The following is a 14,816-nucleotide window of genomic DNA, read 5'->3' as shown; positions in this document are numbered from 1 at the left end:
GCGGCGGTAATTCAGCGAGAGTCGGCATGATACGGTCCCACCATTGAAATTCTCACACAGGGACGCGGCTGCGCAGGAAGTTCCAGGCGCCGCGCCAGGGGCCGGCGGCCTGCACGGCCTGGGCGCGGGCCACCTGCCAGCGTTCGCGGCGCGTCCAGGTGCTGGCCGGGCGCAAAACGACGTTCCACGGCGCCAGCGGAGAGGTCCGGCCTGCACCCTCCTGACCGGTGAGGGCTGCGGACAGCGCCTCTTTGGGATATCCCAGGCGGTTGAGGGTGGCCTCGCCCAGCTCATCCAGGTAGGCCTGGGCAAAATGACGCATCTGCGCGTCGCCTGCCAGGGCCTGCCACTCGGTCAAATGATCCGGCACCGGGCGGTCATGCTGTTGAATGCCGATCTGATCGCCCAGGCGCCCCGACGGCGCGGCGCGTTGACCGTAGGTCAGCATCTCCGCGTGCGGCGCCAGGCCCAAGCGCTCGCATAGACCAGCCAGGCACGCCTGCGGCTCGGTCGCCAGGTCCTCATAGCGCACCACGATCGCGGCGTCGCCCTGCGTCTGTATCGCGTCCGCGATGCGCACAGGCGCCACGCGCAGATCGGCCGCGTGCTGAGCCAGCCGCGGCCAATCGCCCTTCACCCAGGTGGTCAGAATAGAATGCAGCACCGCCAGCGGATTGCGCAGGAGCAGGATGACGGACGCCTGCGGGAAAAGGGTGCGCAGTTCCGGGATGATGAAATAGTAGCGCGGCGTCTTGTCCAGGAAGATGCGCTTGCCCTGCCGGGCCAGCGCCGCGCCGTAAACTGTAGCCGCAAATGCACGCAGGCCGTCTCGATAGGTCTCTGCGCCGTCCGCGTGCTCGGCCAGAAAGGCACGCACCGCCTTGAAGGCCCACTGACTGTTGTATTCGGCCTGAATGCCATGCTGACGCAAGCCGTAGAGCGGGTGCAGGAGCAGCCAGGGTTCGGCCGCGGTGGCTATGTCAGGATGGCCGCTGAGCATACGCTGCAGCAGGGTGGAGCCGGCGCGCGGCTGCGAAATGATGAAGATCAAGCCCTCACCCAGGAACTCACCAGGCATCGTCAGCCTCATAGCCCAGGGCGATCAGGATATCGCCCGCGATTGCTTTGCACAACTGTTTGTGTTCCGCGTCGAAGGCCTGCCGCCAGGCGCCGCTGGCGCCCTGGCGAAAGTTGCGCGTGCCGCCAAACAGGTCGCCGGCCACGCGGCGCAGGGTCGCTTCATCACAGGGGATGCCGAGGTGGCGCACGATGGCGGTCAATTCTGCGATCTGGGCCGCCTCGCTGCCCCCGCCCCGCGGGCCAACCAGCGCCTCGAAGCGGGTGATGCAGGTGTTGGCATCCTGCAGCCAGGGCAGGAACAGACGGTAGCGCTCGCCGATGCCCAGCAGAAAAGGCTCGCCGGGCGCTGCGGCCGGAATGCCCCGCAGGGTCGCGCCCAGGCGCTCAGCCTCCGGCAGGCCCTGGTAATGCGCGTGCAGGCGATGCGCCGGGTTGGTCATCACGTAGGTGACATGCGAGAGCGCGGTGTCGCGCGGATCGCGCAGGATGAGGACGCTGCGCAGGCCCAGGCGCCGGAGCAGGGCGCTGAGTTCAGGCGAAAAAGGGATGTGCCCGCGTGCGTAGGGTGTTGGGGCGGCTGCCTGCGCCAGCAACGTGGATCGCAAGAAGGTCTCGACTGCGGCCAGGCTCAGCCAGGCGTCGGCGCCCACGCCCACCATCACCAGGGGATCGCCATCAACGGGCGGCTGCTGGCGCCGCACATCCTCCGGCAAGAAGGAGACATGCCGCGGTTGCACGCCAGGCAGCAGGCTGATCGCCTTGGAGAGCAGGTTGGTGCCGGCTTTGGGCACGCTGTTCAATAGGAAGGACGCCGCGGCGGCCGGCCGACCGCGCGCACTGTTGAGCCAATTTATCGCCTTTATCGCCTTTATCACCGCACGCCGCCCGTCACCAATCCAGGTCTTGCTCATACCCCCACTCGATCAGGGACTGGCCGGCCAGCTCTTTGAACAGCGCCCTGTGAGCCGGGCTGAACTCCTTGCGCCAACTGCCAATGGCCCCGCGGTCGAAGGTGTTGGTGCCCCCGAAGACCTGGGCGGCTGCCTGCTCGATCTCCGCGGCCGACAGGTGCAGGCCAATATGGTTGGTAATGGCCTCCAACTCCTGGCGTTGGCTGGTCCGCGACCCACCGCCCTGCGGCCCCACCAATTTCTCGAACGCGGTCGTATAGTTGAACGACTGCGCCATCCACGGCATCACACTACGGCAGCGCTGGGCGATGTCCAGCAGGCGCGGGCCGTCGTCGCCAACCGGCTCGACGCCGCGAATCGAAACGGTGATGCGCTCGGCCGGCGACAGCGGGCGATAGAGGTCAGACAAGAAATGTTTGGTCGTCTTGGAGACGTGGCGCGCATGGGACACGACGATGTCGCGCGGATCACGAATCATCAGCAGCGATTTCATCTCCATTCGAGTCAGCAGCGCGGCCAGGGCCTCAGAGAAGGGAATATGCCCGGTCACGTAATGGCCGGGTTTCACCTGCTTCAGAGCCTCGTGCAGCGAGGCGAGCACCACCAGGTGCGGCCAGTCAATCCCGATCGGGACCAGGGTGGCCGTTTCGGACGCGGCCTGCTCGAAACGCGCGGCGCTGGTTTGACCAAAATGAACGGGGGCGCGCTGTATTCCCGGCAGCAGATCCATCGCTTTCGACAAGAGGTGAGTGCCGGACTTGGGCAGGCTGTTGAGCAGGGTCGGCCGGGGACCTGCGGGCGGGCACAGACGGTCGAGAAGGTTCATGAGGCAGGTTCTATCAGGGGCTGCGCTGGGCCAAACAGAGCCGGGCCAACCCAGCCGCTGTCCTCGACCGCGCCCTGTTCGCGGCGATGAATCCAGCGATGAGGAACCACGATCATGCCGCGGCCGGGGAAGGAGCCGCTGGCATAAATATCATGATTGCGCACCGAGAAGGACAACACATCGTTCAATTCCAGGTAGCGACCCTGACGCAGGCGGGCGACCGCAATGTCAACCCAGTAATCGCCGGCCAGGAGGGGCAAGATGGGCAGCACAACGTCCAACGTGCCGCGGCCGCTCAGGTCGTGCAAGGGGAATCCGCTCGTCGGGTCGTTGGACAAGCGCAGGACCTCCAGCCCCATCTGAGATTTGACGCGAATGCCCAGGCGCACCGACGGCATGGTCTTGCCGTCCGCCACACTGTAGTGCAGACGCAGCTTCAGGCTGCCGCCGACCGGCAGGTCCTGCAAGGTCTGGTCGTGCGCATCGAGCACTTCGATGTGTTCGATGCGCACGGGGCCATCGCCGCCCAGTTTGTTGGTGTCCACATGCCAGCAGCCGCCGCTTTCGCCCTGCGCCAGGTAGGTGCGAATGACATCGTCCGGCGTGCCTTCCATCAGCAGGCGCCCCTTTTGCAGCAGGATGGCGCGCGTACACAGGTTGGCCACGGCCGCCATGTTGTGACTGACAAAGAGGATGGTGCGGCCATCGTTAGCGATGTCGCTCATCTTGCCCAGGCATTTGCGCTGGAACGCGGCATCGCCCACGGCCAAAACCTCGTCAATGAGCAGGATCTCCGGATCGAGATGGGCCGCGACGGCAAAGGCCAGGCGCACGTGCATGCCGCTGGAGTAGCGTTTGACCGGGGTATCGAGGAATTGCTCCACCTCGGAAAAGGCCACGATCTCATCGAACTTGCGGCGAACCTCGGCGTTCTTCATGCCCAGGATATTGCCGTTGAGGTAGATGTTTTCACGGCCGGTCAATTCGGGATGAAAACCGGTGCCCACTTCGAGCAGCGAGCCAATGCGCCCATAGATCTGGGCGCGGCCCTCGGAGGGTTTGGTGATGCGACACAGCACCTTGAGCAGCGTGGACTTGCCGGCGCCATTACTGCCGACGACGCCGACGATTTCACCCTGGTTGACCGCGAAGGAGATGTCACGCATCGCCCACAGCGTCTCCGCCTCGCTCGGCGGTCGGCCGATTTCACGGATGTAGGCAAAGGGCGCCAGGGCAACCTGACGTGCAGCCTGCCAGGCGTTGGCCGGACGCGACGGAGGGAGGCCAATACGATACATTTTGCCGAGATGTTCGGCGCGAATGACTGGGTCGTTCATAAGGATGATGGGTACACTGAGTAGAGTGCGGCCTGAAACCGGGTTTCTGATGCGACGAGAAACCCGGTTTCTGGGAGAAACCGGGTTTCTGATAGGTTGATGCGTTAGGCGTCCGGTTTCTGGGAGAAACCGGGTGTCAGGATGAGGTGCTCAGGGGCAAGGAATGGTCGTTTCGACGCTGGTCAGCACATCGTCGGGGAAGGCGCTGGCGACCGCGGCATAAGCCGTATCCGTACCGACGTTGCCGTGCAGGCGGTCAATGGCGAGATCATCAGTGCAGGTATCATCCGCTCCGTAGAGGGTGTCATTGTCCTCATTGCCATCGAGGCGATCGGTCCCAGCCTGGCCCCACATGACGTCGTCGCCGAAGCCGCCGCTCATGATGTCATCGTTGAAGTGACCGTTCATGAAGTCATCGCCGACGCCGCCCATCATGTCATCATAGCCAGCACCACCGATCATATTGTCGTTGCCATAGCCGCCGGTGATGGTGTCGTTGTCGTTCTGACCCTGGATGATGTCATCGCCATCGCCGGCCTCGATCAGGTCGTTGCCGTCGTTGCCGCGCAGGTTGTCGTTGCCGAAGCCGCCTTCGATCCAACCATCGCCGACGTTGCCGAGGATCGTGTCGTTGCCGGCATCGCCCAGCAGACGGTTGTCTGCGGTGTCGCCGATGATACGGTCGTTGAAGGCCGAACCCCAGACGTTCTCCAGAGTGGCGAGAACGATGGTGTCCGTACCGCCCCAGCCGTCCGTGGTTGCCAACGCACCGGTGAGGTCAACCACGACGCGGGTCGGTGAATCGTTGTACATGGCCCAGTCTTTGTCGTCGCCGCCATCGAGCGTGTCATCGTCGGCGCCGCCGTTCAACCTGTCGCAGCCGCCCAGGCCAGACAGGGTGTCATCGTCAGCCAGGCCAAACAGTCTGTCGTTATCGGCGGTGCCAGTCAAGATGTCGTTTCCGGGGCCACCGTTCTGCGCGCCCCCGTTGGCGAACAGAGAGCAGTCTACATATTCCAGGGCCTTGTAGTTGTCCACACCGATGGTCTCGGCGATGGTGTCTGCCAATTCGCCATTGATGGCGTAGGCACGCTCCACCAGGGCCTGGCCAATGGACATCGGTGAATCCTTGGCATCCAACATTGCGTTGATGCGCGTATCATTCAGGCCGCGCAGGGTGGCCTCAGCCCAGGCATCCGTAGGGCCGCGATGCCCCACCACGCCCGACAGGTCAATGCGGTCGTTACCGTCATGGGTGCGAATGGCGAAGCCCTTGAAACTCGACGAAGCATAGCTGTGGAGGGCGCCGTCGAAGGTCATCACCACGGCGTCGCCGCTGTCCCGTGCAGTCACCACATCCGCGCCGCTGCTGCCATGCACGAAGATGGAGCCGCCGTTGTACTGGTACAAGCCAACCAGGGCCAGTGTGCCTGCAGATGACTTAGCCAGAATGTAGTAATCATACTCAGCGTCGGCCGCGTCGCCGGCATCGTTCGGCAGGTTCAGGTCCGTGCCGAGAACGAAGCTCTGCGGGGTTGCGGCATTGGCCATCACCGCCGTACCCAGGACCACATCGCGGGCATCGGCCCGACGATCGGCCGACTGGAAGAAGGTCACGGTGACGTTGGCAGCGGCTTTGCCGAAGTTCAGGGTGACAGTGTTCCCGTTGGCGATAAAACTACCACCCGCGAGAGCATCCGAGGATGGCTGTGCAGCAACCCACGCGGTGGTGACGATCAAGACAATGACCAACAATGTGGCAACCGAGCGCGCGCGACGCTGACGAAAGACAGCGGGTAAATGCGTAAACCAGTTCATTTGTTTTCTCCTGCAGACACAAGAAACGGCTTGAGCCACATCGAAGTTGACTCAATCACTGATGAGGGGGAGAAAGGGATCAAACGCACGGGAACGGGGAACAAAAATCGGTAAGTGTCAGGATTCTTGTCAATAGACATACCTCCTTGGTGAACGTGGCTCATGTGGGTGTGGAGGACTACTTGAGTAGAAAGTGTATCACACAGTCACCCGCATGTCAACCAACACTCAAATCGAATCTACGATATTCTGCTCGACGCGGCGGAAGTAGAAGGCGCCGGCCACGAGCAAAATAAGAACCGCCAACACCACCAGGCCATTGAGCCAGGTTGGTTGCCACTCAGCGCCGAGCAGCGCCCAACGCGAACCTTGAATGACCATGGCCATCGGGTTGAGTTGGTAGATCAATTGCCAATTTTCGGGGATCAAGCTCGCGGAGTAGGCTACCGGCGTCAGGTACTGCCAGATGGTGATGGCAAAACCGAGACCAATGGTCACATCATGGAACTTGATTGCCAGGCCGGCCAACCAAAAGCCCACAGCCAAGCCGACCGCGGCTGCCAGGAGCAAGAATAGGGGAAGGGTGAGCACGGCCCAGGTGATGGTCACATGATAATAGATCAACAGGCCGATCAGGACGAGCAAAGCGGCCAGGTAATCCACCAGGGCCGCCATGACGGTCGCCAATGGAACCAACAGGCGCGGAAAGTAGATCTTGGCGATAATGGCACGCTGCGTGAGCAGGCTCTGGGATGAGTTACGCGCGCTGTTGGCAAAAAACTGCCAGGGCAACAGCGCACTGTAGACGAACAGCGGGTAGGGAATGCCTTCAGATGGCAGCCTGGCCAGGCGACCAAAGACAAAGCTCATCACCACCATGTTGATAACCGGCTGCAGGATGATCCACAGCGGGCCGAACGCCATCTGGCGGTAGCGGCCTTGCACCTCACGCCAGAAGAAGGCCATCAGCAGGTCACGGTATTCCCAGATCTGCCCAAGCTCCAGGCGGCTCCAGCCGCGCACCGGCTCGATGATCACCGTCGGTACCGCGGCCGCAGTTTTCTGGTTCTTGCCGGCCAGGCCAGGCGTTGTTTTTTTCGTTGCCTGCGGCGGCAACGTGGATTCGGTAAATTCACTCATGTCGTTCTTTTTCACTCTAGTGACGGCGGCGCATCCGTTGCACCTGAACCATCGCGACCAGGAGAATCAGGACCGGTACCATGCCAAACACCAGCCCGGTTGCCCCGGACTGCTGCCAGCCCTTGGGCGGCGGCGGCGCGCGACGGTCGAACTCGTACACCGGAATCACGGTCGGCGTCGCGGTTGGCGACCGCGTCGGCGTGGGGGCCAACCGCGCGGGGTCAGCAGTGGGTGTGGGGATCGGCAACGGCGCCTGGCCCTCGATGGTCAGGGTGCGGCTGGTATACCAGAGCTGCTTCTTGTTGAACCAGAACAGCACATGCAACTGGTTGCCCAATCCCAGGGCCAGACTGGGCGACTCGATATTCGAGATCTCGCCAGGGACATTGGCCGAAATGCAGAGGGGCCAGGTCCAGCTTCCGCCCTGACGTGACGTATACCAGACGCACTTGCTCTGCGCATACACAACGTGCAAGTCTCCGACCGCGTCCACCAGGATATGCGGCGCGCCTTCGGAGCCGCCCAGTGTCTCCGAGAGGGAGATTTGCTCCACCCGTCCCCAGGTGCGCCCGGCGTCGCCAGATTCCTGGAAGTATTTGCCGCCGACGCCCACCATGCCGACCCAGGTCAGGTAGACCTGAGCATTGGGGCCGGTCGCCACGTTCGGTTGGTTGAAACCGGTGTCGGCTGCCTGCTGCGGTGGGAGCCAGGTCAGGCCCTGGTCGGTGGAGTTGGTGTAATACAGGCCCAGCGGCGGCCACCCGTCCGGCGCCTGATACTCTGCCCACACCACGTGCAGGCTGTTGTCGGCCCCCACGGCCACGCGCACCGCGTTGGGGACGCGCTGCACACGCGTGACATTCGCCACCCAGTGCGGATCTTCCCACTGCGCGCTGGCCGGGTCGAGACGGCGTACATACATGGCCTGGATGCTCGGTACCGCATAGGCCATCCACACGGCGCCATCGGGCGCAAGCGCCAGCCCAGCGCCGGGCAGCGCATCGTGCAGGGCGGTCGGGGGCTGCCAGTCCTGCGCCGAAGCTGAGGGCGAGACGCCTGCCCACGTGTAGGTGTCGCCATGCCAGAACAGCGCGATGCGCTGCGTGTTGGCGATACCCGCCAGTTCGGTAAACGACTCATTGGAGACGAAAATATCAACCGGCTTCCAGTCCGGGCGATCGAGCCGCGTGTAATAGAGCTGATTCGGACCGGGATCAACCTCATTGGGCAGCACAACCCAGAAGGCATGCACCTGTCCGAACGCGTCAGTCACCACCGTGGGGTAGTTGATCGTCCCGTCGGTCTCGAAGACCAGCCTGGGCTGTGACCAGGCGCCGCCTTGCGCGGCCGCGGGCCGGCTGCTCTGCCAGATCAGCGCCACCGCGGTCACTACAACCACCAGCGCCAGCCCCCAACGTCCCTGCCATCTCAATTTTACGCATTTCACGCGCCTGCCTCGTTCCAACGAATCAGCCCCACGCCCTCTCTCTCCTGCCATTCACTCCTCACTCCTACTTCCTCACTCCTACTTCCTACTTCCTATCTCCTACTTCCTACTTCCTCACTCCTACTTCCTACTTCTTCCTATCTCCTACTTCCTATCTCCTACTTCCTATCTCCTACTTCCTATCTCCTACTTCCTATCTCCTACTTTGGTTCGCCGCTTGTCCAAGCAGCGCCGTACGTCCCGACTCTTCGATGTGATCATACCACCAGATGCGCAGGGGGATTTGGCCCTGGCTCAGATCCACCGTTCGCCACAGGCCCGCGGCGCGGTCAAGCTGGCTGTCAATGGCATAGCTCTCGCCCAGTAGTTGGACTGTGGCGCGCTGACCAGGAGCAGAGGCGTAGGCGGCCTCCAGGTGACGTCGCGCCGCTTCATATTGTCCCAGAGAAAGTTCGATTTGTCCAAGACGCCGATTGGCCGTGGCATTGGTCGCGTCGAGCGCCAGGGCGGCCTCGAAGTGGGCCAGGGCCGGCGCCAGGTTGATCGCGCCGCTGCGCCGCAGTTCGTCCTGCAGCGGCCATTGCGGCCAGGTGTAGACGGCCAATTCGGCCTGTGTCTGGCGCAGCGCGCCCAGGTTGGCCTGGAAACGGGCACGCGTGCCTGGCAGCAGCAGGATCACGCCCGCCAGCAGACCGACCGCAGCCCACACGAACGGCCGCGCCGCGGCCCACCCCGCGTTGGCGCGAGCGGGTGCGGCCGCGCCGCGCGCCGGCGAAGCCACCAGCGCCCACGGTAGGAACAGGATGAGTACCCCGCGGCTGCCGTAGAAGGCATCGTCCACCTGACCGTGCAGGAGAATGACGCCCACCGCGATCAGCGCGGCTGCACGCCAAAAGGATGGCGCGGCCGGCCGGCGCAGGAGGGCCAGCACAAGCCAGCCAAAAGCCGCCAGCCCCAACAGCCCCTGCTCCAGCCACACGTTGAGCAGGATGTTGTGGCTGTGAACCTGGTAGCCCACGTGCAGCAGCATGACGTAGCTGGAGTAGGCCATCTCGAAATTGTCCAGCCCCAGGCCGGTGAAGGCGTAATCGCCGATCAGGTCAAGGCTGTGGCGCCAGATCAGCAGGCGGCCGCTGACCGCCGCGGGCAGGGGATACCAACCGCGGCCGGCGCCCAGCACCAGCAGCGCCAGCAGGATCATGCTCAGCCCGGCCAGCAGCCAAATGCGGGTGGACCGATCAGCGGCACGGCGGGCCAACCAGCGGCGGCCATGCTGCCATCCCCACCAGACGCCCACGGAGATCAGCAGGGCCATCCACGCGCCGCGTGACAGGGTGAGTAGCAGGCCAGCACTGGAAATCGCCAGCAGGGGCAGCCGCGCCCGGTTGCGCGGCAGCGCGACCGCCTGCAAGGGCAGCAGCGCCGCGATCAGGCCGCCGGCCACGTTCGGATGCAAGCGATGACCGGGCAGGGCCGGCTGCCAGGCGGCAAGCCAGGACAGCAGCGGGTCGAGGCCCGACAGCTTGCCCTGCCAGCGCAGCCAGTCGTTGGTCAGCAGGAAATAGAGGGCAACCAGGCTGGCAAGGCTGCCCACCAGCAGGCGCCGCGGGGCGATGACACCCACCCGCGACAGCGTGACCTCTTCGGGCGTGGTCGCCAGCGCGGCGTAGAGCGCCAGGCCGGCCACGATGACCCAGAACTTGGCCCAGGCCAGGGTTGGATTGTAGGCCAGGGTCGCGGCCAGCAGCGCGGTGGCAAAGAAGAGCAGCAGCGGCGCATCGAAGCGCGTGCGGGGCAGCCACTGCCCGCTGCTGAGAACCCGTGACGCTTGGCCCGCCAGGACCAGCAGGAGCGGCCAGGGGCCAAGCTGCGGCCAGAGGTACCAGAGCACCCCAGCCAAGCCGCTGGCCGCCAGATTGAAGAGCGCCACGCGGCCTAACTGCGCACGAACTTGAGCGTTTGCCAGCCCACGCTGACTGCGCTCTTGAAGCCTTCCCAGGTGTTCAGGCCCCGCACGAAGGTCAGGATGGGGGCGGGGCGCAGCGACCATTCGCGCGTCGCCCGTTTTTGCCAGTATTCCAACCGTTCAGCGGAAAGCGTGGGGTAGTCGAGCACCGTGGATTGATCCATGTCCACCTCTTCCCACTTGGTGCCGGCGCGGAACCAGTTGTTCTCCACCACCTCGTAGAAGAAAGGGGTGCCAGGGTAGGGCGCCGCAATGTGAAAGAGGGCGATGTCCAGCGGCAGTTCTTTGGCGTAAGTGATCGTTTCCTGAATCGTCGTCTCGGTTTCGCCGGGCAAGCCGATGATGAAATAGCCCCAGTTGTTGATGCCCGCCGCCTTCGACCAGGTCAGCGCCTTGAAGGCCTGTTCCTTGCGATAGCCCTTGCGCGCCCGCTTCAGAATCTGCTCGTTGGCGCTCTCGATGCCCCAGGAGATGTACCAACAACCGGCCCGCCCCATCAGGCGCAGCATCTCCTCGTCCACGTAATCCACGCGGCTGTTGCACGTCCAGCGCACCTTGAGGCCCGTCTCGATGATCAACTGACACAGCCTCACCACCTGCTCCCGGTTGACGGTGAACAGATCCGCGTACATGTGAACGTTGTGAATGCCCAACGTTGCCAGGTACTGCAGCTCCTCCAGGATTTTCTCCGGCGCACGCAGGCGCACGCTGTTCTGGTAGCTGACATGTTTGATGCAGTATTTGCAGCCGGCCGGGCAGCCGCGGCTGGTGACGATGAAGGTAAACGGCCCCTTGATCATCGGCATGCGCTGCCGATCGAGCGGCAGCAGCTCATGCAGCGGCATGGGCAGGTCATCCAGGCTGGGGATGAAGGGCCGATCCGGGTTGATGATGATCTCGGTGTCCTTGCGCCAGGCCAGACCGCGCACGGTCGCCAGCGGCGAATCGGACGCGGGCGGCGGATCGGCGCTGAGGGCCAGGGTGATCGGCGCGACCGCCTCAGCCCCGCCTGGCTCCTGAATGCGCACGCGGCCCAGGCGCTGTCCGGCCATCGCCGCCAGTCCACTGGTGGCGGCCAGCATCTTGGCCACAGCGGGGTTGCTGGGTGTCCTTTCCTCCTGCCGATCGAGCAGTTCGCGCAGCGTCATCTCCGGCTCGCCGCGCAGCACGTAATCGAGCGCGGGAAACGGTCGCATCGTCTCCAGGGTCATCGGCGTCACATGCGTGCCGAAGGCCATTGTCTGCGCGCCGACCGATTTCGCCAGGAAAACGCCGTACATGTCGTTGCGCAGGGTGGGCGCGGTGACCTGGGTCACGTAATAGCGCGGGCGAATCTCGTCGAGCAGTTTTTCGAACTCCGGCCAGCTCATGCGCGTGGCGATGCAGTCTACCACCTTGACCGTGTATTCCGGCGCCAGGATGGCCGCCAACTGCGCCAGGCTGACCTGGGGCCAGATCATGTTCTCGCGGCTGCGGCGGCCCACCCGGTGTTGACTGCGAATCCAGATGCCGCCATCGGGCGAGGGTGGGTTGACCAGCAAGACATCCACGCTGCCGGACGGCCGCGTGGATGAGGTGAGCGTCTGCACGGCCGCGCCCGCGTCAGGAAATTGAGACATGGACACCGGCGGCACGCGATGCCTGCCCAGGTTGGCGCGTAAGTCAGGAGATACTTCTGTCAAGTTATCAGCCATGGGTATTTCCTTTGCATCATTTTCATTTTACCGGCGCATCCAGCGTCGGATGCCCTTCCAGGTCACTGGCGACCCGCGCCTTGCGTTGGCTCAGTTCCTCCAGGGCGCGCATGATGAACCAACTGATGACCAGTTGCAGGCCCACCAGCGTACTCAGGGCCGCGAGGAGCTGCCAGAACCACAGCCGTGCCAGCGGCCAGCCATCGAGGCTGAGGAAAAGGCTGGCCAGCCCCAGCGCCAGGCCGGCGCCCAGCCCCAGCAGCCCGATCCACCAGAACTGGCGGTCTAGCGGCGGGTTGAAGAGCGGCCGGCCAAACAGCCCCTGGCGAATGGGGCGCTCGTAAAAAATTGCCACCAGGTAATTGAACATGGCGCCCAGCGCGAAAAGGCTGACGCCGGCCACGGCCAACACCAGGGCCGAGAAGAGACCGAACACCCCCCAGGCGCTCAGTTCGGTGACGCCTTGAGTGCGCTGCACCAGCATCGCCGCGCCCACCAGTCCCGTCACGCTCAGCGCGGCCAGGCTGATCAGCCCGAGGAGGCGCACCGGGTTGTAGGTCAGCGCGGTCCAGACGATGGACTGGGCGAAGCGTGCGCCGTCGCGCGCCACGTTCAGCTTCGACCGCCCCACCCGTTCGGCGTAGGGGATCGGCACTTCGACCATGCGCAGGTGCTCGTGCAGCGCGCGCGTGCTCATCACCGGCGTCAGGTTGAGGCCGTCGGGCAGGGGATAGATTTGAGCCAGGATGGACTTCTTGAACAGGCGCATGCCGCTGGCCGAGTCGCTGATGCGCTGGCCGCTGACCAGGCTGACCAGTTGGGCGAAGAGGATGTTGCCCAGCCGGCGCACCGCCGGCATCTCGCTGGCCGCGCCCGCCATGCGCGAGGCGATGACGATATCGGCCTGTTGCGCCAGGGCTGCGCGGTAGAGCTGGGGAAAATGCTCCGGCGGGTAGGTGCCGTCAGCATCCAGAAAGCCGATCCATTCACCGCTGGCCGCGGCAAAACCGGTCTTCAACGCGGCGCCGTAGCCGCCGTTATGCGCATGGCGAATCAGGCGCGCGCCAGGGGTGGCCTCAACCAACGCGGCCGTGCGATCGGCCGAGCCGTCATCCACGACAATCAGTTCCACCTGGGGTACGCCGGCGGCGGCCAGGGCCGGGCGTGCGTCCAAGACGCGCTGCATCACGGCCTGAATGGCGTTTTCTTCGTTGAAGGCGGGAATCACGATGGAAAGCGTGGTCATGAAGGTCAGAATCCCTGGGCAAAGACTTTACACATGATAGATCGGCTTGTTCGGCAGCGGCAGGTTGGCGGTTTCCAGGTCGGTCAGGATGCGGGCCGGCACACCGCCTGCCACCGTGTGGGGAGGTACATCGCTGGTGACCACCGCGCCGGCCGCCACCACCGCCCCTTTGCCAATGCGCACGCCGTCGGTGACAATGGCGCCGGCGCCGATCCAGACATCATCTTCGATGACGATTCCCTCGGCCGTGATCCCCTGTTCGATCAGCGGTCGCGTCGGGTCGTTGAAGACATGATTGACGGCCAGAATCTGCACGAGGGGTGCGGTGTAGACACGGTCGCCGATGGTGATGCCGCCCTGGCCGCGCAGCACATTCATCTCGCCAATCAGGCTATCGCGCCCGATATGAATGAAGGCATGCGGTAACTGGCGGAAGTTGTACACGTGCAGCACCGCGCCGTGCATGATGAAAGTGTTGTCGCCGATGCGAATGCCGGCGGGGCAGGCGTGCAGATAAACACCCTGATCGAGATAGACCCCGCGCCCCAGGTGGATCTGATCCGCGAAGCGCAGGCGCACCTGGCTCTCGATGGCCGCCAGACCATCCATGTGCAGGATCAAGCGGTAAGCCAGGCCGCGCAGGCCGATTCCGACCACGGTTGGCGCCCAGCCGAGCAGCGCAAACAGCGTTTGTTCGACAACATAACGCCAGACATTACTGGCCTGGCGTGAGATATAGAGCAGCAGGCCGGCGGTCACGCCGCCAGGCGCCGATTTGGCCATGGTTACAAAAAATCCCTGGGCGTCGCCTGACCTCAGGCGCAGAGGCGGCGATTTTGTGCAAGAACGCCGTCCCATGCGCCGCCAGGTCGCCGCCCACCTGGGCAGCGACCTGGGCACACAGCCATGCGACGCGTTGGAGCAAAGGCTACGACAGACGCGCGGTTTCACGTCACACAAGAACAATCAAGATCGAATGGCACGGGTAAAGGGTGGCTTGGACGAGCCTGGCACTGCGAATCAGGCTCTCATGCAACCAACAATCAGCGTAGCGGCGCACCGTGATCGCTGACGTTTTCCTGGGAGCGGTGATGACAACCGAGGTTCGACTGGGTGTAGCGGGAGTGATTTGGGATGGTCAGGGCCAAGCCGGCTTCTTTGCCATGCCTGTGCAACACCCATCACGCGTTATGCCATTCCGATATTTGACCTTTTTGACCTTCCGGGAGAGACCTTCCGGAGAGCCTTGCGGGCCTCGACGGCGGGATTCTACCCTCACGTTTGCCAGTGTAGCATATCAACAGAGCAAACGCAAATCATCAGATCGTTTTTCTTTGGGCGCTGCTGCCGC

The 14,816-nt window shown here is 63.8% G+C and carries 11 protein-coding genes; all 11 read right to left on the bottom strand.

Annotated features, from left to right (window positions below; genetic code table 11):
• Positions 1-52: 52 nt before the first annotated feature.
• Positions 53-1,078 carry a sulfotransferase gene (locus IPM84_14180; protein ID MBK9093888.1) on the bottom strand — a complete coding sequence of 342 codons (1,026 nt, stop codon included), beginning with the start codon at positions 1,076-1,078 and terminating at the stop codon, positions 53-55.
• Complete coding sequence (locus IPM84_14175; GenBank protein ID MBK9093887.1) at positions 1,068-1,991, bottom strand: hypothetical protein; 924 nt, start codon at positions 1,989-1,991, stop codon at positions 1,068-1,070. Before IPM84_14175 ends, IPM84_14180 begins: the two co-directional genes overlap by 11 nt.
• A complete protein-coding gene (locus tag IPM84_14170) occupies positions 1,969-2,817 on the bottom strand; it encodes a sulfotransferase domain-containing protein (GenBank protein MBK9093886.1) in 849 nt (282 codons plus the stop codon). The genes IPM84_14175 and IPM84_14170 overlap by 23 nt, the downstream gene beginning before the upstream one ends.
• Entirely contained in the window at positions 2,814-4,154 is a 1,341-nt protein-coding gene (locus IPM84_14165) for an ABC transporter ATP-binding protein (protein MBK9093885.1), read from the bottom strand. The genes IPM84_14170 and IPM84_14165 overlap by 4 nt, the downstream gene beginning before the upstream one ends.
• Before the next feature lie 150 nt (positions 4,155-4,304).
• On the bottom strand, positions 4,305-5,972 hold the full coding sequence (locus tag IPM84_14160) for a hypothetical protein (protein MBK9093884.1): 1,668 nt from the start codon (positions 5,970-5,972) through the stop codon (positions 4,305-4,307).
• A 228-nt stretch (positions 5,973-6,200) separates the two neighbouring features.
• Positions 6,201-7,112 carry an ABC transporter permease gene (locus tag IPM84_14155; protein ID MBK9093883.1) on the bottom strand — a complete coding sequence of 304 codons (912 nt, stop codon included), beginning with the start codon at positions 7,110-7,112 and terminating at the stop codon, positions 6,201-6,203.
• A gap of 16 nt (positions 7,113-7,128) precedes the next feature.
• The gene (locus tag IPM84_14150) at positions 7,129-8,559 is read right to left on the bottom strand and encodes a hypothetical protein (GenBank protein ID MBK9093882.1); all 1,431 of its coding nucleotides are present in this window, start codon (positions 8,557-8,559) and stop codon (positions 7,129-7,131) included.
• 193 nt (positions 8,560-8,752) lie between these two features.
• A complete protein-coding gene (locus IPM84_14145; GenBank protein ID MBK9093881.1) occupies positions 8,753-10,489 on the bottom strand; it encodes an O-antigen ligase family protein in 1,737 nt (578 codons plus the stop codon).
• Positions 10,490-10,494: 5 nt separating this feature from the next.
• Positions 10,495-12,219, bottom strand: a complete 1,725-nt coding sequence (locus IPM84_14140; GenBank protein MBK9093880.1) for a radical SAM protein — start codon at positions 12,217-12,219, stop codon at positions 10,495-10,497.
• Between the two features lie 22 nt (positions 12,220-12,241).
• Entirely contained in the window at positions 12,242-13,465 is a 1,224-nt protein-coding gene (locus IPM84_14135) for a glycosyltransferase family 2 protein (GenBank protein MBK9093879.1), read from the bottom strand.
• Between the two features lie 27 nt (positions 13,466-13,492).
• A complete protein-coding gene (locus IPM84_14130; GenBank protein MBK9093878.1) occupies positions 13,493-14,248 on the bottom strand; it encodes an acyltransferase in 756 nt (251 codons plus the stop codon).
• Between the last annotated feature and the right edge of the window lie 568 nt (positions 14,249-14,816).

The sequence above is a fragment of the Candidatus Amarolinea dominans genome (assembly GCA_016719785.1).
GTDB classification, from domain to species: domain Bacteria; phylum Chloroflexota; class Anaerolineae; order SSC4; family Amarolineaceae; genus Amarolinea; species Amarolinea dominans.
Note: the sequence above shows the minus strand (reverse complement) of the source record. Positions and strands in the feature narration are given on the sequence as shown.

Excerpts from the sequence above, each read along its gene's own strand:
- IPM84_14180 (MBK9093888.1), bottom strand. The coding sequence starts at position 1,078 with ATGCCTGGTGAGTTCCTGGGTGAGGGCTTGATCTTCATCATTTCGCAG.
- IPM84_14175 (MBK9093887.1), bottom strand. The coding sequence starts at position 1,991 with ATGAGCAAGACCTGGATTGGTGACGGGCGGCGTGCGGTGATAAAGGCG.
- IPM84_14170 (MBK9093886.1), bottom strand. The coding sequence starts at position 2,817 with ATGAACCTTCTCGACCGTCTGTGCCCGCCCGCAGGTCCCCGGCCGACC.
- IPM84_14165 (MBK9093885.1), bottom strand. The coding sequence starts at position 4,154 with ATGAACGACCCAGTCATTCGCGCCGAACATCTCGGCAAAATGTATCGT.
- IPM84_14160 (MBK9093884.1), bottom strand. The coding sequence starts at position 5,972 with ATGAACTGGTTTACGCATTTACCCGCTGTCTTTCGTCAGCGTCGCGCG.
- IPM84_14155 (MBK9093883.1), bottom strand. The coding sequence starts at position 7,112 with ATGAGTGAATTTACCGAATCCACGTTGCCGCCGCAGGCAACGAAAAAA.
- IPM84_14140 (MBK9093880.1), bottom strand. The coding sequence starts at position 12,219 with ATGGCTGATAACTTGACAGAAGTATCTCCTGACTTACGCGCCAACCTG.
- IPM84_14135 (MBK9093879.1), bottom strand. The coding sequence starts at position 13,465 with ATGACCACGCTTTCCATCGTGATTCCCGCCTTCAACGAAGAAAACGCC.
- IPM84_14130 (MBK9093878.1), bottom strand. The coding sequence starts at position 14,248 with ATGGCCAAATCGGCGCCTGGCGGCGTGACCGCCGGCCTGCTGCTCTAT.